This is a genomic window from Saccharothrix syringae, assembly GCF_009498035.1.
GTDB lineage: Bacteria > Actinomycetota > Actinomycetes > Mycobacteriales > Pseudonocardiaceae > Actinosynnema > Actinosynnema syringae.
In genome coordinates, this window is record NZ_CP034550.1 from 5,365,606 (window position 1) to 5,390,527 (window position 24,922).

Sequence of the window (24,922 nt, forward strand, 5' to 3'; positions counted from 1 at the left end):
CTTGAAACCCCCACCGGGGCACGGTGGTCCCATGACCGGACGAGGCGTGCTGCGGGTGGGGCTGCTGGCCCTGCTGTGGGGTTCCTGCTTCCTGTGGATCGAGCTGGCGCTGACCGGGTTCGCGCCGGCGCAGATCGCGACCGCGCGGTGCGCGCTGGGCGCGGCCTTCGTGTTCGCCCTGGCGCGCCGGGCGGGCCAGCGCCTGCCGCGCGGCCTGTGGGGTCACCTCGCCGTGGCCGCCCTGTTCTGCAACGCCCTGCCGTTCGTGCTGTTCGGCATCGGGCAGCAGACGGTCGACTCCGGCGTCGCGGGCGTGCTCAACGCCACCACCCCGCTGTGGTCGCTGCTCATCGGCCTGGTGACCGGGGGCGAGCGCGGCCTGTCCCCGGTGCGGGCGGCCGGGCTGGGCCTCGGGTTCGCGGGCGTGCTGGTCGTCTTCGCCCCGTGGGAACAGGGGGTGACCGGGGTGGGCGCGCTCTTCCTGCTCGCCGCCGCCGCCGGCTACGCCGTCGCGTTCGCCTACATGAGCCGCACGCTGGTGGCCAAGGGCGCGCCGCTCGCGGTGTCGGCGGCGCAACTGGCCGTCGCGGCGGGTCTGAGCGCGCTGCTGCTGCCGTTCGACGGCGCGGCGGCGGGACCGAACACCGTCGCGGTCGTCGCGCTGGTGGTCCTGGGTGTGCTCGGCACCGGTGCCACGTTCGTGTTGAACTACCGGATCATCACCGACGAGGGCCCGACCAACGCCGCCGCGGTCGGGTACCTGCTGCCGGTGGTGTCGGTGGCGTTGGGCGCGGTGGTGCTGGGCGAGCCGCTGACCCCGCGGGTGGTCGTGGGGGTGCTGGTGGTGGTGGCCGGGGTCGCGTTGACCAGGCTGACCGCCGCGCCCGGCGCGTCCGGGGTCGGCCGCCGGGCTGCCGGGGCCGTGTCGGCATCGGTGCGCGGATAGGCGGCACCCCCGGCCGGCCGCACGGCAAGAGGCCGCCCGAGCGACGTGGTCCTTACCAATTGTCGGTTTTCTCCACCGAGCGTGATGCCGAACGCGACCGTTCGGCCGAACCGGGTTGACCATGGCATAACCGCTGGTCAGGCTGCAGGGATGAACCCGGACGAGTGACCGTTGGCCCCGTCGACCCTGCGTCGGGGCGCACTGGTCCGGGGGCACCCGAAGGAGCCGACAAGTGCGTCCTTTCACCAGAGCGCTCACCCTGCTGTCCGTCTCCGCCACCGCCATCGGCCTGACCACCGGCACCGCCCCGCCGCGCCGCGGCACCAGGCCGAGGTCGTCCTCGCGACCGCCTCGGCGACCGTCCACCCGATCGAGGACACCTACATCGTCAGCCTGGGCGCGACCGCCCGCGCCGACGCGAAAGCGGCCGCCGCGGCCGCCGGCGTCACGCCCACCCACGTGTGGGGCGCGGCGTTCCACGGCTTCTCCGCCAAGCTCACCCCGGCCCAGCTGCGCAAGCTCAGCCGCGACCCCTCGGTCGCCTCGATCGAGCAGGACGTCCTGGTCACCGACGCGCTCGACGCCACCCAGGCCAACCCGCCGTCGTGGGGCATCGACCGGGTCGACCAGCGCAACCTGCCGCTGTCGGCGAGCTACACCTACAACTACACCGGCGCCGGCGTGCACGCCTACATCATCGACACCGGCATCACCCCGGGCCACGCCGACTACGGCGGCCGGGCCACGTTCGACTACAACGGCATCGACACCAACAACACCGACTGCCACGGCCACGGCACGCACGTGGCGGGCACCATCGGCTCCACCACCTACGGCATCGCCAAGGGCGTGCGCCTGCACGGCGTGAAGATGATGAACTGCTCCGGCAGCGCCACCACCACCTCCGCGCTCAACGCGATCAACTGGGTCACCCAGAACCACACCAAGCCGGCCGTGGCCAACACCTCGTGGAACTTCACCGCGTCGGCCAGCCTGGAGACCGCGATCCGCAACATGATCGCCGCGGGCGTGTTCCTGGCGACCTCGGCGGGCAACACCGGCGGCAACTCGTGCGACCGGCTGCCCCGCAAGGTGGAGACCGCGTCCGTGGTGGCCTCCTCCGAGCGCACCGACGCCCGGTCGTCGTTCTCCAGCACCGGCGCCTGCGTCGACCTGTACGCGCCCGGCGGCTCGATCGTGTCGACCGTCCGCACCGGCGGTTCGGGCGCGATGAGCGGCACGTCGATGGCGACCCCGCACGTGACGGGCGTGGCCGCGCTCTACAAGCAGCGGTTCGGCGACCAGCCGTCGGCGACCGTGCACGACTGGCTCAACTCCTCGGCCACGCCGAACGCGGTCAGCGGCGGCGCGACCGGCGGCACGGTCAACCGCCTGCTGTTCACCAACGGCCTGTGAGGACGTCCCCGGTGCGCGGGCGCCCTCGTCCTCCCGCGCACCGGGGCACCCACCGGCTCAGGTGGTGGTCCGCCGGGCGGCCTTCCACTGGTGCCACAGCACGTCCCCGAAGTCCTGCCACTTCCGGAACCGGTCCGGGTCCGCGGCCTGCACCGGGGAGGGCACCGTGCCCACCCGGCCGCCCGGCCCGGACTGCCGCGCCGGGACGTTGGCCGAGTTCTGCAGCCGGTCCCTGAAGTCGCCCCAGACCACCTTGGCCTTCGCCGCCATCTCCTGGTCGAGGACGGCGAAGACCCGCCAGACGTCGGCGAGGCAGTTGTCGGCGTGGTTGGTGGCCACCTCCAGGAACGCCACCTGGGTCCTCAGCCACCCGACGTCGCCGCCGATCATGGTGTCCATCGCGTCGTTGAGCCTGCCCCTCAACCACGCGTTGCTCAGGCCGGCGGCCGGGACGTCGATCGCGCGCACGTCGGCGTCCCGGCCGACCAGGTCGTGTTCCGTCGCGTAGTAGTCCGCCACCGTGTCGCGGAACTGGGTGAAGTCGGCGGCCCGCCGGGCCGGCCCGAGCGCCTTGAGCCGGGTCCTGACCTGCTCGACGACCTTCTTCCGCAGGTCCGTCTCGACCTTGGACGCCTGCTGCAGCAGGAACCTGTCGATGTCCGGGGGGATGTTCGGCAGGACGGCCTTGTAGTTCCCGGTGTAGTAGACCAGCCCTTCGGCGGCCTTCAGCGGCCCGCCCCACTTCCCGCCCCGGACGTCGAGGAGCTTGAGCAGGCGGGCCACCCGGGCGCCGAAGGCGGCGCCGGCCGCCGCCTGGGCCTGCCCACCGCCGCAGGCGACGAACTTGAACGCGGTGTCCCGCTGCAACCCGTGGTGGTCCATGCTCGCCTCGACCACGAAGTCGAAGGGCGTGATCCCGCCGATCTTCTCGCGGGTGCCGTGGCCGTAGAAGACCGAGGGTTCGGTGGTGGGGGTCGGCGGGAACACCCAGTCGTCCTCCCACTTGTGCGACCCGGCCCGCCCAGCGTGCCCCTTGGCGGTCAGGGCCTCGCCGATCTCGTCGACCTCGGCGTTGCCCACGGCGTTGCGCGCGCCCTGCTCGTAGGGGTTGGGCATGCGCACCAACAGCCGCTGCACGGCCCGGTTCCCGGCGAGCTGCTGCAACCCGAGGAGCCGGTGGACCGGTGGGACGTCGGAGCGGGGCGCGGCCGGGCGCCCCGGCGTGCGCTCCCGCTCCGGTTCGGCGTGCTCTTCCACTGTGCACCGACTTCCTGGTGGCTGGGCTCAGGTGCCGCGCGTGCACGATCGGACACTACCGGTGACCACCGGGCCGTCGCACCGTCCGCGAGGGCGGCGGAACGTGCCCGTTCGGGCGGGCGACCCCGGAAGCCCTCACCCCCGGTCGAGCACGCACCGCAGGTGCCCGGCCAGCACGGCCACGTTCGGCGGGTCCACCATGGACAGGTGGTCGCCCGGCACCGGCACCACCTCCAGCGAACCGCACGCGTCCGCCCACCCCAGGTCGTCGTCCTCCTGCCGCCGCAGGTACCGGGGGTCCAGCACGGTGGTCAGGGTCTCGCGCTCGGTGGCCCGGTAGAACACCACCCGGCCCGGGAAGTGCCGGGGCTCGTACCGCTCGGCCGCCCGCGCGTCCAGGTACGAGGTCCGCTGGTGCCGCAACGCGCCGGGGCTGATGCCGACGCCCGCCACCACCAGCGCGTCCAGCACGGCGTCCACCTGCGCCTCGTCGCCGAGCCCGGCCAGCGCGCCCCACGGCAGCTCCACCACCGCGCCGTACACGCGCTCGACGTGCGCCAGGTACCGCTCGAACCGGTGCCGCACCAGGTCGGCGGGCGACACGTCCGGCGCGGGCAGCGGCCGCACCGTGTCCACCATGACCACCAGCTCCACCTCGTGCCCGTCGTCGAGCAGCCGGCACGCCACCTCGTGCGCCAGGCACCCGCCGAACGACCAGCCGCCCAGCACGTACGGCCCCTCCGGCTGGGCGGCCCGCACCAGCTCCGCGTACCGCCGCGCCCTGGCCGGGACGTCGGGCAGCCCGTCGACCCGCTCGTACCCCCAGCACGGCCGGTCGGGCAGCAGCTCCACCAGCGGCTGGTAGACGCTCGTCGGCCCGCCCGCGGGGTGGAACAGGTGCAGCGGCCGCCGCGACCCGCCCGCGCGCAGCACCCGCACCGGCCCGCCCGCGCCCTCGAACCGCCCGCGCAGCACCTCGGCCATCGCCTCCACGGTGCGCGCCCCGCGCAGCGCCCCTGCCGGGTCCGCGCCCGGCACGCGTTCCCGGACCAGGGCGACCAACCGGTCCAGCGGCCCGTCGAACTCGTCGTGCACGCCGAAGTCCCGCCGCCCCAGCACCCGCGCGCACAGGCCGAACAGCCAGCGCTCGGTCGCGTCCCGCGGCCCGACCCGCGGTGCGGCCGGCTCGTGGTCCGGCCCCCGACTCGGCTCCGGCTCCAGCTCCCGGTCCAGGTGTCGCGCCAGGTCGGCCAGGCTCGCCCCGCGCAGCAGCAGCGCCACCGGCAGCTCCGCCCCCAGCTCGTGCTCCACGGCGTTGCGCAGCCGCATCGCCATCAGCGAGTCCAGGCCGAGCGAGGTCAGCGGCGCGTCGGGGTCGGGCGCCGCGCCCAGCACCCGCGCCACGATCGCGGTCAACCGGTCCCCACCGCCCTCCTCGGCGCCGGCCCGGACGAACCCCTCCAGGAACGGCCGCCGCGCCAGCCGCGGGAACAGCTCCACCGCGGTCCGGGGGTCGAACCGCGCCACCCCGGTCACCGCCCGCCCCGACCGCACCAGCGCCTCCACCGCCGCCACGCCCTCGGCGGGCGAGATCGGCCGCAGCAGCGGGTTGGCGTTGTCCCGGGCGAGCCCGACCCGGCTCCACGCGCCGAAGCCGATGCTCGTCGCGGGCAGCCCGGCGGCCTGCCGGTCGCGGGCGAAGGCGTCCAGCCACGCGTTGGCGGCGGCGTAGGCGAGCTGCCCGGGGGACCCCAGCAGGGCGGCGGCGGAGGAGAACAGCACGAACCAGTCCAGCGCGTGGCCGGCGGTGGCCTCGTGCAGGCGCAGCGCGCCGTCGACCTTGGGGCGCAGCACGCGCCGCACGTCCTCCGGGTCGAGCCGGTCGACCGGCGCGTCGGCCAGCACCCCGGCCGCGTGCACCACGCCGCGCAGCTCCACCCCGCCCGCCGTGGCGGCCGCCACCAGCCGCTCGGCCACCCCGGGCCCGGCGACGTCGCCGGTCACCACGAGCACTTCCGCGCCCGCTCCGCCGCCCGGCGCCGCCACCTCGGCCGGCACCCCCGCCGACGGCTCCCGACGCCCGGACAGCACCACCCGCGTCGCCCCGCGCTCGACCAGCCACCGCGCCACCACGCGCCCCAGCCCGCCCAGGCCGCCGGTCACCACGTACGCGCCCGCCCGGACCACCGGGCCGCCGGCGCCCCCGGGCACCACCGGCCGCAACCGCGCCGAGTACCGCTCGCCCCGCCGCCAGGCCACCTCGTCGTCGTCCGGATCGGCACCCAGCTCCCCGGCCAGTACCGCGAGGTCGTCCACGTCCACCACCGACGCCCGCAACCCCGGCCGCTCGAACGCCAGCACCCGCACCGCCCCGCGCAACGCCGCCCGCTCCGGCACCCCGCGCTCCCCGTCGAGCACCGCCGCCGCCCCGCGCGTGACGACCCACAGCCGACGCGCCCCGTGCGCCAGGCCGGCCAGCCGCACCAGGTCCTGCGCCAACCCGTCCCGGGGCACGAACACGACCCCGTCGGTGTCCGCGTCCGGGTCGGTGGTCACCCGGTGCCCCGCCGCCGCCAGCGCCGCCGCGACCCCCAGGTCCCCGCCGACCACCAACCACCTCCGCGGACCACCGCCGCGGGCGGGCAGGTCGTGCCGCTCCCAACGGGCCTCCAGCAACGGCAACGCCGCCGCCACCGGCCGCACCCGGACGTCCAGCACCTCCGCCAGCAACGCGCCCGCGTCGTCGTGCAGCCACACCGACCCGGTCAGCCCGCCGTCGCCCTCGGCCACCACCGCCGAGCACCGGTCGGCCCGGCGCGGGTCGCCGTGCACCCGCACCGCGCCGATCCCCACCGGCAGGCACGGCCCGTCGACCCCGAGCCCCAGCGCGGCGGCGGCCAGGGCGTGCAGGCACGGGTCCAGCAGCGTCGGCGGCAGCCGCCACGCCCGGTCCGGCCCGTCCGGCCGGCGCAGCAGGCAGCTCGCCACCCCGCGGCCCGCCCGCGCCTCCAGCACACCGCGGAACGCCGGCCCGTACTCCATGCCCGCCTCGGTCAGCCGCTCGTACAGCGCCACCGGTTCCAGTCCGCTGTGGACGACACCGGCGCCCTCCGGCGGCGTGGTGCCCACGACGGTCGCCACGGCGTGCCGCACCCAGCCGTCCCCGGTCCTGGCGTGCACCTCCACCCGCCCGTCCCGCAGCGTGGTGCTCAACCGGACCGGCTCGCCCAGCGGCAGCAGCGCCTCGAACTCCACGTCCCGCACCGCCACCGGCCCGCCGGCGACCAGCGCACCGGCCGCCAGCGCGATCTCCACGTACGCCGCGCCGGGCAGCACCGCCGTGCCCCGCACGCGGTGGTCGCCCAGCCAGGGCAGCGCGTCCAGGCCCACCTCGGCCTGCCAGGCGTGGGTGCCGTCGGGCAGCTCCACGTGGTCGCCCAGCAGCGGGTGCCCCGCGGTCCGGGGCCGGGGCGCGGCCCAGTGCTCGCGGTGCAGCCAGGGCGCGGTGGGCACGTCCGTGACGCCCCGGGCGCGCACCAGCCCGTGCAGGTGCAGCTGCGCGAGGTTGTCGTGGAACGCCTCGTCGTCGTCCCGGCGCAGCGTCCCGACCAGCAGCAGGTCCGGCGCGTGCTCGGCGATCGCGGCCAGCGCCACCGGGTGCGGCGAGACCTCCAGGAACGCGGTGTGCCCGTCCTCCAGCGCCGCGCTCACCGCCTGGGTGAACCGCACCGGCTGCCGCAGGTGCGCGGTCCAGTAGGCGGCGGTGAACGCGGGCGCCTGCCGGGGGTCGGCCAGCACCGTCCCGTACAGCGGCACCGCGCCGGACCGCCCCCGCACGTCCCGCAGCCGCTCGGCCAGCTCCGCCAGCACCGGTTCGACGGCGGGGGAGTGGCCGCCGGCGCGCAGCGGCAGCAGCCGGGCCGTGCCGCCGCCCGCCTCGACCCGGTCGACCAGCGCGGCGACCCGGTCGGCGGGCCCGGACACCGTGCAGCGGCGCGGCGCGGCGTGCACGGCCACCGACAGCTCCGGGTCGTCCACCTCGTCGGCGGCCAGCTCGACCGCGGCCATCCCGCCCGCGCCGTCCACGGCGTCCAGCAGCCGGGCGCGGGTGGTCATCACCAGCACCGCGTCGGCCAGGGTCAGCGCGCCCGCGACCACCGCCGCGGCCACCTCGCCCACCGACTGGCCGATCACCGCGGCCGGCCGCACCCCGCGCGACTCCCACAGCCGGGCCAGCGCCACCTGCACCCCGAACAGCGCGAGCTGCCCGTTGCCCAGGCCCTCGTCCGGGTGCTCCAGCAGCCGCCGCACCGAGCGCGGCGCGAGCAGCCGGTCCACCTCGTCCACGGCGGCGGCGAACACCGGCTCGCCGGCCAGCAGCCGCTGCCCCATCCCGGCCCACCCCGAGCCGTAGCCGGAGAACACCCACACCGCGCCGGCCCGCGGTCGGACCCGCCGCACGCCCGAGGGCAGCGCCCGCAGCCCGGCCACCACGGCGTCCCGGTCGGCCCCGGTCACCACCGCCGCGCGCGGTTCGCGCCCGCGGCGCCGGGCCAGCGTGGCGCCGACCTCGCGCGGGTCGGCCCCGGAGGCGTCGAGCCAGTCGGCCAACCGCGCGGCGTGCCGCCGCACCCGCTCCTCGGACGCGCCGGCGACGACCAGGACCGCCGGGCCGGCCGGCTGCGCCACCGGCTCGGCCGGCGGCGGTTCCTCCAGCACGACGTGCGCGTTGGTGCCGCCGAAGCCGAACGAGGACACGCCCGCGGTGATGCGGCCCGAGCGGCGCGGCCACGGCGTCGGCGCGGTGACCACGCGCAGGCCGGTGAAGTCGACGTGCGGGTTGGGCGCGTGGAAGTGCGGGCTCGGCGGGATCTCGCCGCGCTGGATCGCCAGCACCACCTTGACCAGCCCCACCAGCCCGGCGGCCGACTCGGTGTGGCCGAAGTTGGCCTTGGCCGAGCCCAGCAGCAGCGGGCCGCCGAGGACCTCGCCCAGCGCGTGCGCCTCGATCGGGTCGCCGAGCAGGGTGCCGGTGCCGTGCGCCTCCACGTAGTCCACCAGCGCCGGGTCGACGCCCGCCTCCGCGTACGCCTGCCGCAGCAGGTCGGCCTGGGCCCGCGGGTTCGGCGCCATCAGCCCGTTGGAGCGGCCGTCGGAGTTCACCGCGCTGCCGCGGACCACGGCCAGCACCCGGTCGCCGTCGCGGCGGGCGTCGGCCAGCCGCTTGAGCACCACCACCGCGCAGCCCTCGGCGCGGGCGATGCCGTCGGCGGCGGCGTCGAACGGCTTGCACCGGCCGTCGGCGGCCAGCAGGCCCGCCCGGTGGAAGGCGACCGTGACCGCGGGGCCCAGCAGCAGGTTCACCCCGGCCACCACGGCGGTGTCGCTCTCGCCCGCCCGCAGGCTGCGGCCCGCGTGGTGCAGCGCGACCAGCGACGAGGAGCACGCGGTGTCCACGGCCAGGCTCGGCCCGCGCAGGTCCAGCAGGTAGGACAGCCGGTTCGCGGCGATCGACAGGGCGCCGCCGGTCGCCGTCCACGGCTCGACCCGGTCCAGGTCCAGCGCCTGCGCCGCGCCGTGCTCGCCGCTGGAGATGCCCACGAACACGCCGGTGCGGGTGCCGCGCAGCGCGTCCGGCGCGATGCCCGCGTGGTGCAGGGCCTCCCACGACACCTCCAGCACCAGCCGCTGCTGCGGGTCCACCAGCGCGGCCTCGTGCGGCGAGATGCCGAAGAACTCCGCGTCGAAGCCCTTCACGTCGGCCAGGAACCCGCCGAACCGGGGCGTGCCCTCGGGCAGGCCGGGCCAGCGGTCCGGCGGCGCGGGCGCGATCGCGTCACCGCCCGACCGCAGGAACTCCCACATCCGCTCGGGCCCGTCGACCCCGCCCGGCAGGCGGCAGCCGACGCCGACCACCGCGATCCCGTCCGCGGGCGTCGGCCCGGCCGGTCCGACCTCCGGCGCGGCCAGGTGCCCGGCCAGGTGCCGGGCGAGCCGGGCGATGGTCGGGTGCTGGTAGAGCGCGGTGGCCGGCAGGGGGGTGCCGACCTCCTCGCCCAGCGCGCCCGCCAGCACCACGGCGTCGCGGGAGGACAGCCCCAGCTCGGCCAGGGGTTGGTCGACGTCGACCTCGTCGCCGGGCAGGCCGGTGAGGTCCGCGACGCCGCGCACCAACCACGCGCGGATTTCCGCCTCGGCGGTCATGCGGGCCATGGGAGAACCTTTCGGGATTTTTGCGCGAAGCGCGACGGAGTGCGACCGATCGTGACCGTCCACTGTGCCGTTAACAATAGTCCGTTCGGGTTAAACGGGGTTGCTGGACGTAGTCGTTGACAGTTCTTGTACTCGTGGGTAGCTTCCGACCTCGACATGTGCTCGAAAGACACGGAAAAACTTGTGTCGAACGCACAAAAGTTATTTCTGGATTTGTGGTACCCAGGGAAAAGAGGCTGGTCATGACGGTCGCATTGACCAGGACGGGCACGGTCGTCGACGCCGTCCGGCGTTGGGCGGTGGAACGCGGGAACAGCACCGCGTTCACGTTTGTCGACCATGACCTGGACCCGCTCGGGGTGTCGGTGTCGATCACCTGGGCGGAACTCGACGCGCGCGCCCGGGGCGTGGCATTCGAGCTGCGGAAAAGGTGTTCCGCCGGTGATCGCGCGGTGCTCCTGCTGCCGCAGGGGATCGACTACGTGGTGGCGTTCGTCGGCTGCCTGTACGCCGACGTGCTCGCCGTGCCGCTGTTCCCGCCCACCGGCGACGGCCACCGCGACCGCCTCGACGGCGTGCTGCGGGACTGCGCCCCCCGCGTCGCCCTCACCGCCGCCCCGGTGCCGCTCGACCTGGACGTGGTGGTGGTCGGCCGCGTGCCGCCGGGCACCGCGCCCCTGCCCCCGTGGCCCTCCGGCGGCCCCGCCTACCTCCAGTACACCTCCGGCTCCACCCGCACCCCGGCCGGCGTCGTGGTGACCGACCGGAACTTCCGGGTCAACGTGGGCCAGGCGCTCACCGCCTACGACCTCGCCGACGCGACCGCGACCCCGGTCAGCTGGCTGCCCCTGTTCCACGACATGGGGCTGGTGCTGGGCGTCGGCGTGGCCCTGACCACCGGCGCCGAGGCGGTGCTGATGGACCCGCTGGCGTTCCTCTACCGGCCGTCCCGGTGGCTGCGCGCCATGCACGGCAGGCGGGGCGTCATCACCGCCGCGCCCAACTTCGCCTACGACCTGTGCGCGCACCGGGTCCCCGAGGCGGACCGGGCGGACCTGGACCTGTCCGGCGTGGTCGCGATGGTCAACGGCAGCGAACCGGTGCGGGCGGGCACCCTGGCGCGGTTCCAGGCCGCCTTCGCACCGTGCGGCCTGCGCCCCGACGCCCAGCGCCCCTCCTACGGCCTGGCCGAGGCCACCGTGTTCGTCACCGCCGCCGACGGCCCGGCCACCGCGTCGTTCGACCGGGAGGCGCTGTCGCACGGGCGCGCCGAACCCCAGGACGACCCCGCGCGGGCCACCGTGCTGGTCGACTGCGGCGCGCCGGTGGACCAGCACGTGGCCGTCGTCGACCCCGTCACCGGCGAACCCGTCGCCGACGACCGCGTCGGCGAGATCTGGGTCTGCGGCGACAACGTCTCACCGGGCTACTGGTCCGGCCGCACCGGCTTCGGCGCGGAGCTGGAGGCCCCCGGACTGCCGCGCGGCCCGTGGCTGCGCACCGGCGACCTGGGCGTCCTGCACGGCGGCGGGCTGTACGTGGCGGGCCGGATCAAGGACCTGATCGTCATCGACGGGCGCAACCACTACCCGCAGGACGTCGAGGCGGTGGCGGAGCGGGCGGACGAGGTCATCCGGCGCGGGCACGTGGCCGCCTTCGCGGTGCCCTCGGACGACGGTGAGGCGCTCGTGGTGGTCGCCGAGCGGAGCGCCAGGTCGCCGCGCGACGCCGTCGACCAGGCGCGGGTGCGCAACCGGGTCCGGGCGGCCGTGGCCCGCCACCACGACGTGCGGGTGCGCGACGTGCTGGTCGTCGAACCCGGCTCGGTGCCCCGCACGTCCAGCGGCAAGCTGTCCCGAGCCGCCTGCCGCGACCGCTACCTGGCCGGCCTGCTGCCCGCGTCGTGAACGGCGGACCGCCCAAGCCCCGACACCTCGCGGGTTGAGCCCGCTGCGCGTGCCGCCTACGACGCGTCGTGAACGGCGGACCGCTCAAACCCCGACACCCCTGGGAGAACCCGTGTTCCGCACCCTGCTCCTGGCCGTCACCACCACCCTCACCACCACCGCCCTGCTCACCGCCCCCGTCGCCCACGCCACCCCCGACATCCCGGCCGACGACGGCGCCCGCATCACCGACGAGCGCCGACCGGCCCCCCGCACCGTCGACCTCACCATCTCCTCACCCGCCGTCGGCGGCGCCGTGCCGGTCCGCGTCCTCACCCCGCCGAACTGGTCCCCGACCGCCAACCGCACCTGGCCGGTCCTCTACCTCCTCCAGGGCGTCGGCGACGACTACACCTCCTGGACCCGCGAAACCGACGTCGAAGAGCTGAGCGCCGACACCGACGTGCTGGTCGTGATGCCCGACGCGGGTCGCGCGGGCTGGTACACCGACTGGTACAACGACGGCCGGGGCGGCACGCCGAAGTGGGAGACCTTCCACACCACCGAGCTGCTCCAGCTCATCGAGCGCAACTACCGCGGCAGCACCACCAGGTCGGTCGCCGGGCTGTCCGCGGGCGGCACGGGCGCGCTCAACTACGCGGCCAAGCACCCCGGCCTGTTCCGCGCCGCCGCCTCCTACAGCGGCCTGCTGTCCACGCAGTTCATCGGCGTCCCCCAGTTCATCTACACCACCGTGCTGCGCGAGGGTCTCGACCCGTTCGGCCCGTGGGGCCGCGAGGCGCTGGTGCCGCAGGTCTGGTCCGCCAACAACCCGAAGTCCCTGGCCGAGGCCCTGCGCGGCACCCAGCTCTACGTCTCCTTCGGCAACGGCTTCAAGGGCCCGCTGGACACGAGCTGGCTCACCCTGGACCCGTTCGAGACGATCGTCGGCACGACCGCGCCGGACTTCGTCGCCCGCGTCCGCCAGCTCGGCATCCCGATCACCGTCAACGCCTACGGCGGCGGCACGCACACCTGGAAGTACTGGCAGCGCGAGCTGCACGCGTCCTGGCCGATGCTGGTCTCCGCGCTCCGGTGAACCCGGTCGTCCTGCTCGCCTGCGTCGCGGGGTTCCTCACCGCGCTGGACAACAACGTCCTCATGGTCGCCCTGCCCACCATCGGTGACGACCTCGGCCTGACCACCCACGACCTCCAGTGGGCCGTGGTCGGCTACATGCTGGTGTTCGCGAGCCTGATGGTGGCCGCGGGCGCGGCGGGGGACCGGTTCGGGCCGCGGCGGGTGCTCCTGGCGGGCCTGCTCGGGTTCGCGGTGGCCTCGCTGGGCTGCGGCACCGCGGGCAGCGGGTGGGAGCTGTCGCTGTGGCGGGCGGTCCAGGGCGCGGGCGCGGCGGCGATCGTGCCCACCGGGCTGGCCGTGCTGCGCACCGGGCTCGACGAGCGCGGCAGGCGGGCGGGCATCGCGGCGTGGACGGCGGCCCTGGCGGTGGCGCTCGCGGTCGGGCCCGCGCTGGGCGGGCTGCTCGCCGAGGCCGCGCACTGGCGGTGGATCTTCCTGGGCAACGTCCCGGTGTGCGCGGCGGCGGCGCTGCTGGCGCACCGGGTGCTGCCCGACCGCCGGGGCGCGGCACCGCTGCCGGTCCGCTCCACGCTGGCGTTGACGGCCGCGGTGTTCGCGGTGACGGCCGCCGTGCTCGGCGTGGGGCTCGCGCTCGTGCCGGCCGTGGTCGCCTGCCTGGTGTTCCGGCGGGTCGAGCGGTCGGCGGCGCACCCGCTGTTCCCGCCCGGGGTGGTGCGCGGGCCGTTCGCCGCGGGCGTGGCCGCGCAGGCGCTGTGGGGCCTGGCGGTCAGCGGCGCGCTGTTCGTGCTGCCGCTGCACCTGCACCGCGCCGAGGGCTTCACGCCGCTGGGCACCGGCCTGTTCTTCGTGCCCGCCGCGCTGGCCGTGGTCGCCGGGGCGCCGGCGGTGCCGTTGCTGGTCGCCCGGTTCGGCGCGGCCCGCACGGCGGGCGCCGGCCTGGTCGCGGTGACCGCCGGGCTGGCGGTCCTGCCGGTCGTGCCGGTGCCCGGGGTGCTCGCCTGCCTGGTGCTCGTCGGTCTCGGCTCGGCCCTGACCACCCCGCTGACCACGACCGCGCTGGACGCCGCCGACGAGCGGCTGGCCGGGGTGGCCTCGGCGGCGGTCACCGCGAGCCGCGAGCTGGCCGGCGCCCTCGGCGTCGCGCTGGTCGGCCTGGCGTTCACCGCCGCCGGGCTCGCCGCGGCGGTGTGGGTGGCCGCCGCGGCGACGGCCCTGGCGCTGCCGCTCAGCCGTTCGGGCAGGTGTCGCGGTACTCGGAGATCGCCGGGTCCGGCACCGGTGCCGGGCACAGGAACTGCTCGTAGCGGACGTCGTCGTCGACGAACCGCTTGAGCCAGGAAATGCTCAGCCGCGCGATGGTGGTGTGCGGTGAGTTGGTGACGAAGTGGTCGCCGCCGCGGATTTCCAGGTACGCCTTGTCCGGGGTCGACGGCAGCGACTGGTAGAACGGTTCGGAGTGCAGGGAGACGGGCGCGATGAGGTCGTTCTCCGCGCCGACCACGAGCGTCGGCACCCGGTTGGTCGACCAGTTCCCGTTGAGGTCCCACCCGGCCAGCGGGATCGCCGCCCGGAGGGCGGGCCGGTCGCGGGCCGCCTCCAGCGCCCCGCCGCCGCCCATCGAGTGCCCCATCACGGCCGTGCGCGACGCGTCGATCCGGGAGCGCACGGGGCTCGCCGCGGTGAGGTAGTCGAGGGCGGCCAGCAGCTGGTCGCCGCGGGCGTCGGGGAAGTCGAGCGGGCCGTTGGTGTCGATCGTGATCACCACGAACCCCCGGGACGCCAACCGCGGCCCGTACCAGGAGATCGCGGACTGCGACTCGGTGAACCCGGGCGCGACGGCCACCGCGCCGAACGTGCCCTCGGCGGTGCTGGTCGGGTAGTGGATCGTGCCGCCGCCGAACCGGCCGCCGGCCTGGGCCGCCGTCACGGTGGCCGTGGCGACGGCGAACGGGCCCAGCGGCGCGTCCACGCCCTGCCGCGTGGGTGCGGGTCCGCGCTCGTGGGGGTTGGCGGCCGCGTGGGCCGGCGTCGCGACCGCGGTGCCCGCCAGGGCGAGCACCGCGGCGACTGCTGCTCTCTTCGTCAAGGGTCGCACGTCGTCGTACTCCCTGCTCGAAACCGAAAGACGGCGGAATGGTTGGACGATAACGTGCGAACGCTTTTCTGGGGAGCCCCGAATATTTTGTCACGCGGTTGACCGCGAGGGCTTCGGGAATGTGTGCGCCCTGGCGCGTTTTGTGGAAATCCGCGCAAAATTTCCCGGTTCTCCGCCTATTCGAAGAACTTCAGGCCCCACCCGGTGTCCGAGGTCGCGCCCGGGACGTTGGCGCGGCGGTAGGTCGTGTTGCCCCACCAGGTGAACGTGCCGGTGTACCAGTAGCGGTTGTCCCAGTGGTAGGGCGTGCCCTTGGCCACCGCGTGGTAGACCAGCGGGAACCGCGGACCGGCCGGCGGGCTCGTCGCGATGTCGCCGTCGAGCAACACGAACGAGTGGTGGCCCGGCCCGTTGACGTACAGGGTCGGGTCCCAGCCGGTCATCATGGTGGCCCGGTTGGAGCCGAACAGGCAGCCGTTGGACTTGTACCAGTCCCACACGTGGGTCGGGTCGCCGCCGGCGCGCAGCCGCAGGTCCGCCAGGCAGTACTGCTCGCTCCAGCTGCCGTTGGCCGAGTACACGACGTGCAGCCGGCCGTCGGGGTCCTTGATGACCTCGGGCGCCTCGTTGATGAACGGGTCGCCGACCACCCGCTCCCACGGCTCGCGCGGCTGCGAGATGACGTGGCGGTCGCCCACCGGCGTGAGCGGGTCGGACATGCGGGTGATGTAGAGGTTCTGCTCGACGTTGGTGGTGCACTCCCAGCCCGACCAGATGAAGTAGCGCTGACCGTTGAACGTCACCGGGACGCCGTCGATGGCCCACCGGTCACCGGGCAGGGCGAGCCGGACCTCGCCGGTGTAGCCGGAGTCCGGCGAGGCCGAGCTGATCGCGTACATGCGGTGCGCCGCGTCGTCGCCGGCCGTGAAGTAGATGTGGTACCGGCCGCCGTCGCGGACGATCTCGGGCGCCCACACCGAGCCCAGGCCGCGCGCGTCCCGCCACACCAGGCGCGCGGGCGCGGCGGCCAGGCCGTCCGGGGAGGACGCCTGGCGGACCTGGATGCCGCCACCGCCCACCTGGGCCGAGATGTAGGTGCCGCCGACGCGGATCACGCTCGGGTCGGCGGCGCGCAGGGTGGTGCGCCCCAGTGCGGAGACCGCGCAGTCGTCCGGTGCGACCGGTTCGACACCGAGGGCCGGCGGCGCGGGAAGGACGAGTGCGGCGGCGATGGCTGCCGCGAGCCGCCTGAGCCTGGTCGGGAACGTGCGCCGGGTGCCGGAGGACGAGCGCATGGGACTCCTTGCGGTGCGGGGAACCGGGCAGTGGCGCAGGGGGCCACGCGCGACCGCACACCCTCCGGCGGCTGTGGGCCTCGACGGTTCGCGCGACAACGAACGCTACATAGTCCGACGAAGTACAACAACGGGGCGCGGCGAACCACCCATGCGCACCACCCGCCCCTGGCATGATCGGATCATGGGGACCACCGCGCTGGTGCTGCCGCTCGCCGACCCCGCCGCCGACCTGGCCGCGGTCGGCGGGAAGGGCGCCGCGCTCGCCCGGCTCGCCGCCGCCGGCCTGCCCGTGCCCGACGGCTTCCACCTGACCACCCACGCCTACCGCCGCTTCACCGCGGGCCTCGACATCGACGGGATGCTGCGCGGGGACGACCCGGCCGCCGCGATCGCCGCCGCCTTCGCCGGGCGCGAGGTCCCCGCGGACGTCGCCGCCGCCGTGCGCGCCGCGCTCCCGCCGGGCCCGGTCGCCGTGCGCTCCTCCGCGACCACCGAGGACCTGCCCGAGCTGTCGTTCGCCGGCCAGCACGACACGTTCCTCGACGTGCCGGCCGACGGCGTCCTGGACGCGGTCAGGCGGTGCTGGGCCTCGCTGTGGACCGCGCGGGCCATCGACTACCGCGCCCGCAACGGCATCACCGACCCGGCCCTGGCCGTGGTGGTGCAGCGGATGGTGCCCGCCGAGGTCGCCGGCGTGCTGTTCACCGCCAACCCGGTCACCGGCGCCCGCGGCGAGACCGTGGTCAACGCCGCGCCCGGCCTCGGCGACGCCCTGGTCGGTGGCGAGGTCACCCCCGACGAGTACGTCGTCGCCGACGGCCGGGTGCGCCGCGGCGGCGACCTCCTGACCGACGCCCGGGTGCTGGAGCTGGCCGCCCTGGGCGAGCGCGCCCAGGGACTGTTCGGCACCCCGGTCGACGTGGAGTGGGCCCGGCACGACGACCGCTGGTGGGTGCTCCAGGCCCGCCCGATCACCGCCCTGCCCGAGGTGTGGAACGACAGCCTGCGCGGCGACTACCTGTGGACGTGCGCGAACCTCCGCGAGGCCGTGCCGAGCGTGATGACCCCGGCGACCTGGTCGCTGGCCCGGGCCCTCGACGACCGGACCGTCGGCGGCCACCCCACCTCCGGCAACATCGGCGGCCGGTTCTACCTCAACCTCAGCGCGGCCCTCGCGGTCGCCTCGGCGCTGGGCCTGGGCCGCCCGGCGCGCCGGGCGGCCGAGCAGGTCTTCGGCCCCGTCCCGGCCGACCTGGGCGTGCCGCCGCTGCCGCTGTCCCGCCCGGCCCTGCTGCGCGCCGCGCTCGGCGCGGCCCTCGTGTTCCTCAGGCAGGACCGCGAGTACCGGGCGCGCATCGACGACCTGCTGGCCACCGCGCCCGCCGCCGCCGAACGGGTGCTCGCCGCCGTCCGGGCCGCCGGCACGCCCGCGGAGCTGCGCGCCCGCTGGGACTCCGACGTGGACGAGGTGCTCAACGTGCGCGCCCGCCTGTTCAACATGGGCGCCCGCAACGGCCCGATGTCCTCCACCCGGGTCCGCGGCCGGCTCGTCGCCCTGGTGGGCGAGGACGACGCGGCGGCGCTGCTGACCGGCGCCCACGGCGCGGGCGGCGAGCTGGTCAGCCTCGGCCCGGTGCTGGGCCTGGCGGGGCTGCGGCGCGGCGAGATCTCCCGCGAGGACTACGTGCGCGCGCACGGCCACCGCTTCGACGACGAGTTCGAGGTCTCCGCGCCGCGCCCGGCCGAGGACCCCGCGTGGCTGGACCGGCAGCTCGCCGGCCCGGACGTCGACCCGCGGGAGCTGCTGGCCGGGCAGGCGGAGCTGCGCGACGCGGCGTGGGCCCGGCTGCGGCGCGCGGTGCCGCCGCGCAAGGCCGCCCGGCTGCGCCGCCGGGTCGACAAGCTCACCGAACTGGCCCGCGAGCGGGAGCGGGCGCGCTCGGAGTTCGCCCGGGCGTTCGCGGTGCTGCGGGCGTTCCTGGTGCGGGCGGGCGAGGTGACCGGCCGCGGCGACGACGTGTTCTTCCTGTCCCTCCCGGAAACCCTGCGCCTGCTGGAGGGCGACACCGCGCCGCTGGCCCGGGTGAAGGCCCGCCGGGCGACCTACGAGCGCTACCGAGCCCTGCCGCCGTACCCGACCCACCTCCGCGGCCGCTTCGAACCGGAGGCGTGGGCCGGCCCGGCGACCACCCGACCCGACGGCTCCGAGGGCGCGATCACCGGCCTGCCCGGCTCGGCGGGCGTGGCCGAGGGCGTGGCGCGGGTGGTCCTCGACGTCGCCGACGGCGCCGCGCTGGAACCGGGCGAGGTCCTGGTGACCACGGTGACCAACATCGGCTGGACCCCGCTGTTCCCGCGCGCCGCGGCCGTGGTGACCGACGTGGGCGCGCCCCTCTCGCACGCCGCCGTCGTGGCGCGCGAGCTGGGCATCCCGGCCGTGGTGGGCTGCGGCGACGCCACCACCCGGCTGCGCACCGGCGACCGGGTCCGCGTCGACGGCGGCCGGGGCACGGTCACCCCGCTGCGCTGACCGGCGTCGGGCGGTGCCACCGCACCGACCACGGCCCGTACCCGCCGGCGTCGTACCACTTCCACCCGACCGTGTGATCGCAGCGACCCGATCAGCCCTGCCCCCGCCGCGCGCCGCGGCCCGATGCTGTGTCCCGGCAGGGCCACCCAACGCGCACGGAGGATGTTGTGCCCCTCACCGACCTGCTCAAGGCCAAGATCAACCACGGGTTCGACCACCTCGACGTCGACGGTGACGGCCTGCTCACCGAGCAGGACCACGTCCTCATGGGCCGCCGCGCGGCCGAGTCGCTGGGCCACGCGCCCGGCTCGCCGGAGGAGCGGCGCATCGTGGACGCCTACCTCCGCATCTGGAACGACCTGCACCGCCCGCACATCCCCGACGGCGGCGAGGCCATCACGCGCGAGCAGTTCCTCACCTCCACCGCCTCCCTCGCCGACGACCCGCGGGCCGCGCGCGAGACCGTGGGCGCGATCGCGGAGGCGTTCCTGGCCATCGCCGACACCGACACCGACGGCCGCGTCAGCCCGGACGAGTTCCTGGTGTTCCAGCACGGCCACTTCCCGGGCCTGAGCGAGGCGGAGTCGGCCGAGGCGTTCCGCCACCTCGACACCGACGGCGACGGGCACCTCACGGCCGAGGAGTTCGTCCGGGCGTGCGTGGACTACTGGACCAGCACCGACCCGGACAACCCGGGCAACTGGTGGGCCGGTCGGCCCGTGGGCTGACACCGCGAGCCGCAAAACCGGTGGACGCGGCACGCGCCTCCCGACCACCATCGGTCGACGTGGATCACCAGGACATCTGGGACGAGGACGCGGCCCGGCGCTACGACACGCCGGGCACCGGCATGTTCGCCCCCGACGTCCTGGGCCCGACCGTCGACCGCCTCGCCCGGCTCGCCGCCGGCGGCAGGGCGCTGGAGTTCGCCGTGGGGACCGGCCGCGTGGCCGTCCCGCTGGCCGAGCGCGGCGTGCCCGTCACCGGCGTCGAGCTGTCGACCGCCATGGTCGGGCGACTGCGCGAGAAGGCGGACGAGTCGCTGGTCCCGGTGGTCGTCGGCGACATGGCGAGCGCCGTCGCACCGGGCACGTTCACCCTGGTCTACCTCGTCTACAACACGATCTCCAACCTGCTCACCCAGGACGCGCAGGTGGAGTGCTTCCGCAACGCCGCCCGCCACCTGGCGCCGGGCGGCCGGTTCGTCGTCGAGCTGTGGGTGCCCGAGCTGCGCAGGCTCCCGCCGGGGCAGCGGGCCACGGTCTGGCACACCGAGCCCGGCTACATCGGCCTGGACGTCTACGACGTGCTGCGCCAGCAGGTCGTCTCGCACCACTTCACCTTCGACGAGGACGGCCGGGCCAGGCTGGACCGCAGCCCGCACCGCTACATCTGGCCGGACGAGCTGGACCTGATGGCGCGGTTGGCCGGGTTCGGGCGCGAGAGCAGGCACGCCGACTGGACCGGCGGCGAGTTCACCGCCGACTCGCGCTCGCACGTGACCGTCTACCGCCTCGGCGGCTGACGGGGCTCGCGGTGGCGGTCACGCCGCGCCGATGATGACCCGCCGGAGGTGCCTGCGCCGATCGGTGAAGGCGTTGCGGGCGTGCAGCATGCGCCAGTTGTCCCACACCAACGCGCCGCCCGAACCGATCGGGATCGCCACCCGGGTCCGCCGGAAGTACTCCCTGCCCGCCGCGACGAAGTTCTTCGAGAAATCGTCGGCGCACTCCATGAAGAGCGAGCTGAACCGCAGCACCGGGCGTCCGTCCACCGCGGTCAGGATCGGTGCCGATGCCTCCTGGTGGATTCCCTCGCTCTCCAGGGTCACCTGGGAGCGCCACCGGTACGACCGCCGCGCCAGTTCCGCCCTGTCCTCGGCCGAGAACGTGGCCAGGTACCCGTAGCCGTCGGCCAGCGTCGTCTCGCCGCCGCTGCTCGCGGCCACCACGGCGTGCAGCACGACATAGCGCGGTGGGACGTCGGGGAATTCGAACCACTCGGTGTGCGGGAGCACTTCGGACCGGTTGTACGGGGTGATGACGTCATCGCTGATGGCGGGATCCGGTCGCACGTCCCTGACGTACTCGCCGAGGTACTGGGGAACCGGTTCACCCAGGAAACCGAAACCCGTCCGCAGGTCGAACGATTCCCCCACGTCGTCGACGTACGAATACCCGTGCGCGCGGAGGTCGGACCTCACCGCGTCTTCGTCGATCGGCACGACGCCCCCTTCGACACACGACAGGTCGATCGGCGGTGCGAACCCGGCGGGGAACTCGGACGCCCGGGTGCCGGGATGTTTTCGCCGAGTGTCCGACAAGTCGGGGCGCACGTACCGGGTACCTCGCGCGGTTCACCCGATCGGCAGCTCCGCGACCCGCAGGAATGCGGTCCGGCGGCACCGCCGCGGAACCGCACTGGTGCGCCCCTGCCGGTCGGAGCACAATGCCGCCGTGGCGGAGAGCGGGTGGACGCATTCGAAAGAACCGGTTTCCGGTGCGAATGGAATGCTGACCTCGCGGCACCCCCATGCCGCGAGGGCCGGCGCGGCGGTGCTCCGACAAGGCGGGAACGCGGTGGACGCCGCCATTTCGGCGATCGTCGCGACCGGCGTCGTCCAACCGTTCGCCACCACCATCGGCGGTGGTGGGGTGGCGACCGTCGCGGCACCGGGCGGACGGGTCCACACCGTCGACTACCGGTCGGAGGCACCGGCCGGGGCGAGCCCCGACATGTACCGGGCGGTCCGGCCGAGTCGCGGGCTGTACGGCTGGACGGGCGTGCGCGGCGAGGAGAACGAATCGGGGCACGGGGCCGTCGCGACACCCGGCGCGATCCCCGGGCTGGTCGACGTGCACCGGGCGTTCGGCCGCCTGCCCTGGCCGGAGGTCCTGGCGCCCGCGGTGTCCCTGGCCCGACGCGGTTTCGAGATGGACTGGTTCGGCACCCTGATGCAGGGAGCGCACCTGGACCGCCTCACCAGGTACGAGCTGACGGCGAAGACGTTCCTGCGCGATTCCCGCTACCCGTACCGCTCCGCCTCCGCCCACCGGGGCGACACGTTCCGCCAACCGGAACTGGCGCGCACGCTGGAGGAGATCGCCGCGGCCGGGCTCGACGGCTACCTCCACGGCAGGTTCCGGGCATCGCTGATCGACGAGATGTCGGGCAACGGCGGCCTGATCACGGGCGCCGATCTCGCGGACTACCGACCACGCCCCCTGCCGGTGCGGCGAATCGGGTTTCGCGGGCACACCGTCGTCGGGCCGTCCCACGGGGGCATCCACGAACTCGTGCTGCTGGTGCTCGAACGGACGGGCACGCCGACCGGCGGCATGTCCTCACCGCTGCGGCTGCACGTGCTGGCCGAGGTCCTCCGGCGCTGCCGCCGCGTCGAGAGCCGTTGTGGCGACGGGATCGAGCCGCCGTGGATCAGCCGGCCGGGGCTGCCGGGGGAGATCGCCGCGAGCATCGACCCCACCTCCCGGCACGACGGCTGGTTCGACGCGTGGTGGGCCGAGGGGAGCGCGGTGGAACCGCCCGCGCACGAGAACACCGCTCACGTCTGCGCCGTGGATTCCGACGGCACCGCGGTCAGCCTCACGGAGACCGTCCTCGGTCCTTACGGTTCGGGCGTGACGACAGCGGGCGGTGTGCTCATGAACAACGCGATGAACGCGTTCGTCCCGGTGCCCGGTCACCCCAACTCGGTGCGGGCCGGCCGCCGGCCGCAGTCGAGCATGAGCCCGCTGGTCGTGCTGGACGGGACGGGTCGCCCCGTCCTCGCGGCCGGCGCGTCGGGCGGGCAGCGCATCCCCGCGGCCGTGGTCCAGGTGCTCCTCCACATCCTGGACTGGGGCCTGCCGCCACAGGCCGCGGTCGAAGCACCCCGGGTGGACACCGCGGACGAGACCCTCCTGCTCGACAGCAGGTTCCCGGTCGGGGTCGCCGCGGCGCTGGAGCGGATGGGCCACACCGTCGAGGTGGTCGCCGAGGACATCTCCACGCTGCACTTCGCCAACCCGTCCGTGATCACCGCCTTCGAGCCGGGGACCCTCCGCGCCGGCGTGAACCCGTTCAGCACCACCACGGCGGTCGGCGTGTGAGCGGCTTGCGGGTGGTCGTGCTGCGCCCGGCGGTCTTCGACCCCCTCAACTCCTGGGGGAACGAGGAGTGCGTCGGCGCGGTGGTCGACGCGCTGACCCGGTCCGGCGTACCGGCGGAGTGCCGGACCGTGGAAGACCTCCGGGAACTGGACGCCCACCGCGGTCGCCCCGGGTTGCTGGCCTTCCCCAACGCCCGGCGCCTCGACGGCTCGGAGTCGTTGATCGAGGCGTTGGCGCGGCGCCGGATCCCCTTCGTCGGCTCCAGCGGCCCCGGCATGGCGGTCGAGGACAAGTCGTACCTGAAGCGGAGGCTGGCCGCGGCCGGCATCCCGACCCCGCACGGCACCGTCTTCGACGGGGACCGGGCCGTGGAAGCGAGCACCGACGGCCTCCGGTTCCCGTTGGTGGTCAAGCCGGTGCGAGGTGCGGAGAGCGTGGGTGTCGCGAAGCACGAGGACGTGGCATCGCTGCGCACCGCACTCGGTCGGCCCGGCCGGTTCCTGATCGAGGAGTGGCACCGGCACCGGGAGTTCACCGTCGCGGTGGTGGGGAACGGTTCCGCGCTCGTCGCCGCCCCGGCCGAGATAGTCCTCCCGGCCGGCAAGGACATCCTCGACTCGGACACCAAAGCGCACCGCATAACCTCCACGCTGGTCCGGGCCGACAGCCGTTCGGCGACCGGGGCGGCGGGAGTCGCGCTCCGGGCGTTCGACGTGCTCGGCCTGCGGGACTGGGCGAGGATCGACGTCGTCGTGGACGACGACGGAACCCCCTACGTGATCGACGTCAACACCATGCCCGGACTGCGGCGCGAGATCGGCCACCCGAGTTACTTCCCCCGTTGCCTGGCTTTCTCCCGAGGTCTCGACTACGACGAGTCGGTGCGCGCCTTGATCGCCGCCTCCGCCTTGCGGCACGGCCTTGAGGTGACGCCCGTTCTGCGGGCGGCGCACTCGAAGGCCATGGGGCGGTGAACGCCACCCGGCCGCACCGCCCCGGCTTCCGCACGCGTGCGGAGAGGTGGCCACCACCACCGGATGAACCTCCGACTCCGGCCGAACCCACCAGCCCGCTCCGGGCGCGGGTGCGGAACAATCGCCGCGTGGGCCCCACAGTCTTCGTCGCGCTGGCGGACCTCCTCGCCAACCCGAGCGCACGTGCCGCCCTGGAGCGGCAGTTCCCGCGGATCGTCGTCGCGACCGAGCGCGTGCGCGCGCTCGACGAGCTCACGGACCTCGGGGCATCGGTGGACGCGGTCATCGTCGGGGTGCGCGAACGGGTCGACGCGGCGCTGCTCGACGAACTCCCGAACCTCAGGGTCCTCGGCTCGGTCAGCGTCGGCACCGACCACCTCGACCGGCCGGCCCTGGACGGGCGGGGGGTGCGCGTGGTCACCACCCCGGGCGTCAACGCCGTCTCCGTCGCCGAGCACGCGCTCGCCATGATCCTCGGCCTGGCCAAGCGGATCGTGCCCGCCCACGCCGCGGTGCTGTCGGGCGAGGACCGCGCCGGCCTGGCCTCGCCGCCGGTGGAGGTCCGCGGGCTGCGGGTCGGCGTGCTGGGGGCCGGGGCGACCGCCGGTGCCCTGGTCCCCCTGCTGAAGGCCCTGGGGACCGAGGTGCTGAGCTGGACCAGGGACCCGGCGAAGCACCCCGGGCTCGCCTGCGCCGACCTCGCCACGATCTTCCGGCGCAGTGACGTGGTCAGCGTCAACCTGCCGCTGACGCCCGAGACCCGCGGGCTGGTGGGCTACGACCTGCTCTCCGCGCTCCCGCGGGGGGCCATCGTGGTCAACGTCGCGCGCAAGGAGATCGTCGACCGCGCCGGCCTGGCCCGGGTGCTGGCCGAGCGGCAGGACCTGCGGTTCGCGGTGGACGACTTCGAGCTGGCCGCCGACGGCACCGTCGAACTGGTCGGCGAACGGGGGTTGTGGAGCCCGCACGTGGCCGGGGTGACGGTGCAGGCCCTCGCGGCGATGCAGGACGCGGTGGCGACGGGGGTGGCGGAAGCGATGGCCGGCTGAACACCCAGCGAATCGAGTGGCGCCCATGGAGATCCTGAACGACATCGA

The 24,922-nt window shown here is 75.1% G+C and carries 16 protein-coding genes; 11 read left to right on the forward strand and 5 right to left on the reverse strand.

Annotation, left to right across the window (positions count from 1 at the left end; all coding sequences use genetic code 11):
• The first annotated feature begins 31 nt into the window (after window positions 1–31).
• Together EKG83_RS23255 and EKG83_RS23260 are read left to right on the forward strand one after the other, a co-directional pair.
• Window positions 32–946: a DMT family transporter gene (locus EKG83_RS23255; protein ID WP_033429417.1), complete on the forward strand. Its 915-nt coding sequence runs from the start codon at window positions 32–34 to the stop codon at window positions 944–946.
• Window positions 947–1,117: 171 nt separating this feature from the next.
• A complete protein-coding gene (locus EKG83_RS23260; RefSeq protein ID WP_228122792.1) occupies window positions 1,118–2,362 on the forward strand; it encodes a S8 family peptidase in 1,245 nt (414 codons plus the stop codon).
• Window positions 2,363–2,419: 57 nt separating this feature from the next.
• Here the strand turns inward: EKG83_RS23260 and EKG83_RS23265 are convergent, their stop codons facing one another.
• Together EKG83_RS23265 and EKG83_RS23270 are read right to left on the reverse strand one after the other, a co-directional pair.
• Window positions 2,420–3,619 carry a hypothetical protein gene (locus tag EKG83_RS23265; protein ID WP_033429416.1) on the reverse strand — a complete coding sequence of 400 codons (1,200 nt, stop codon included), beginning with the start codon at window positions 3,617–3,619 and terminating at the stop codon, window positions 2,420–2,422.
• Window positions 3,620–3,754: 135 nt separating this feature from the next.
• On the reverse strand, window positions 3,755–9,832 hold the full coding sequence (locus EKG83_RS23270; protein ID WP_322746683.1) for an SDR family NAD(P)-dependent oxidoreductase: 6,078 nt from the start codon (window positions 9,830–9,832) through the stop codon (window positions 3,755–3,757).
• 242 nt (window positions 9,833–10,074) lie between these two features.
• Here EKG83_RS23270 and EKG83_RS23275 point away from each other — a divergent pair, with 242 nt between their 5' ends.
• The 3 genes from EKG83_RS23275 to EKG83_RS23285 all read left to right on the forward strand — a co-directional run bounded on the left by EKG83_RS23275 (window position 10,075) and on the right by EKG83_RS23285 (window position 14,151).
• Window positions 10,075–11,739, forward strand: a complete 1,665-nt coding sequence (locus EKG83_RS23275; RefSeq protein WP_033429415.1) for a fatty acyl-AMP ligase — start codon at window positions 10,075–10,077, stop codon at window positions 11,737–11,739.
• A gap of 112 nt (window positions 11,740–11,851) precedes the next feature.
• Window positions 11,852–12,817: an alpha/beta hydrolase gene (locus EKG83_RS23280; RefSeq protein WP_033429414.1), complete on the forward strand. Its 966-nt coding sequence runs from the start codon at window positions 11,852–11,854 to the stop codon at window positions 12,815–12,817.
• The gene (locus EKG83_RS23285) at window positions 12,814–14,151 is read left to right on the forward strand and encodes an MFS transporter (protein WP_051765048.1); all 1,338 of its coding nucleotides are present in this window, start codon (window positions 12,814–12,816) and stop codon (window positions 14,149–14,151) included. The genes EKG83_RS23280 and EKG83_RS23285 overlap by 4 nt, the downstream gene beginning before the upstream one ends.
• On the opposite strand, the gene EKG83_RS23290 is transcribed toward EKG83_RS23285, so the two are convergent.
• Both EKG83_RS23290 and EKG83_RS23295 read right to left on the reverse strand, forming a co-directional pair.
• Window positions 14,045–14,905: an alpha/beta hydrolase family protein gene (locus tag EKG83_RS23290; RefSeq protein ID WP_211269029.1), complete on the reverse strand. Its 861-nt coding sequence runs from the start codon at window positions 14,903–14,905 to the stop codon at window positions 14,045–14,047. The genes EKG83_RS23285 and EKG83_RS23290 overlap by 107 nt on opposite strands.
• Window positions 14,906–15,090: 185 nt before the next feature.
• Window positions 15,091–16,209 carry a glycoside hydrolase family 43 protein gene (locus EKG83_RS23295; RefSeq protein WP_051765046.1) on the reverse strand — a complete coding sequence of 373 codons (1,119 nt, stop codon included), beginning with the start codon at window positions 16,207–16,209 and terminating at the stop codon, window positions 15,091–15,093.
• Window positions 16,210–16,393: 184 nt separating this feature from the next.
• On the opposite strand from EKG83_RS23295, the gene EKG83_RS23300 reads away from it, so the two are divergent.
• The 3 genes from EKG83_RS23300 to EKG83_RS23310 all read left to right on the forward strand — a co-directional run bounded on the left by EKG83_RS23300 (window position 16,394) and on the right by EKG83_RS23310 (window position 20,267).
• Entirely contained in the window at window positions 16,394–18,742 is a 2,349-nt protein-coding gene (locus EKG83_RS23300) for a PEP/pyruvate-binding domain-containing protein (protein WP_033429412.1), read from the forward strand.
• Between the two features lie 167 nt (window positions 18,743–18,909).
• Window positions 18,910–19,470: an EF-hand domain-containing protein gene (locus EKG83_RS23305; protein WP_033429411.1), complete on the forward strand. Its 561-nt coding sequence runs from the start codon at window positions 18,910–18,912 to the stop codon at window positions 19,468–19,470.
• 122 nt (window positions 19,471–19,592) lie between these two features.
• On the forward strand, window positions 19,593–20,267 hold the full coding sequence (locus EKG83_RS23310; RefSeq protein WP_084716230.1) for a class I SAM-dependent methyltransferase: 675 nt from the start codon (window positions 19,593–19,595) through the stop codon (window positions 20,265–20,267).
• An 18-nt stretch (window positions 20,268–20,285) separates the two neighbouring features.
• On the opposite strand, the gene EKG83_RS23315 is transcribed toward EKG83_RS23310, so the two are convergent.
• Window positions 20,286–21,077 carry a TauD/TfdA dioxygenase family protein gene (locus EKG83_RS23315; RefSeq protein ID WP_084716229.1) on the reverse strand — a complete coding sequence of 264 codons (792 nt, stop codon included), beginning with the start codon at window positions 21,075–21,077 and terminating at the stop codon, window positions 20,286–20,288.
• Between the two features lie 175 nt (window positions 21,078–21,252).
• Here EKG83_RS23315 and EKG83_RS23320 point away from each other — a divergent pair, with 175 nt between their 5' ends.
• From EKG83_RS23320 to EKG83_RS23330, 3 genes are all read left to right on the forward strand, one after another.
• The gene (locus EKG83_RS23320; RefSeq protein ID WP_228122793.1) at window positions 21,253–22,851 is read left to right on the forward strand and encodes a gamma-glutamyltransferase family protein; all 1,599 of its coding nucleotides are present in this window, start codon (window positions 21,253–21,255) and stop codon (window positions 22,849–22,851) included.
• On the forward strand, window positions 22,848–23,825 hold the full coding sequence (locus tag EKG83_RS23325; protein WP_033429407.1) for a D-alanine--D-alanine ligase family protein: 978 nt from the start codon (window positions 22,848–22,850) through the stop codon (window positions 23,823–23,825). Before EKG83_RS23320 ends, EKG83_RS23325 begins: the two co-directional genes overlap by 4 nt.
• Before the next feature lie 128 nt (window positions 23,826–23,953).
• Window positions 23,954–24,874, forward strand: a complete 921-nt coding sequence (locus tag EKG83_RS23330) for an NAD(P)-dependent oxidoreductase (RefSeq protein ID WP_051765043.1) — start codon at window positions 23,954–23,956, stop codon at window positions 24,872–24,874.
• Window positions 24,875–24,922 lie beyond the last annotated feature (48 nt).

Bases quoted from the DNA above. Each gene is read 5' to 3' on its own strand.
- EKG83_RS23295 (WP_051765046.1), bottom strand. From the start codon at position 16,209: ATGCGCTCGTCCTCCGGCACCCGGCGCACGTTCCCGACCAGGCTCAGG.
- EKG83_RS23310 (WP_084716230.1), top strand. From the start codon at position 19,593: ATGTTCGCCCCCGACGTCCTGGGCCCGACCGTCGACCGCCTCGCCCGG.
- EKG83_RS23275 (WP_033429415.1), top strand. From the start codon at position 10,075: ATGACGGTCGCATTGACCAGGACGGGCACGGTCGTCGACGCCGTCCGG.
- EKG83_RS23320 (WP_228122793.1), top strand. From the start codon at position 21,253: ATGCTGACCTCGCGGCACCCCCATGCCGCGAGGGCCGGCGCGGCGGTG.
- EKG83_RS23255 (WP_033429417.1), top strand. From the start codon at position 32: ATGACCGGACGAGGCGTGCTGCGGGTGGGGCTGCTGGCCCTGCTGTGG.
- EKG83_RS23270 (WP_322746683.1), bottom strand. From the start codon at position 9,832: ATGGCCCGCATGACCGCCGAGGCGGAAATCCGCGCGTGGTTGGTGCGC.
- EKG83_RS23300 (WP_033429412.1), top strand. From the start codon at position 16,394: ATGGGGACCACCGCGCTGGTGCTGCCGCTCGCCGACCCCGCCGCCGAC.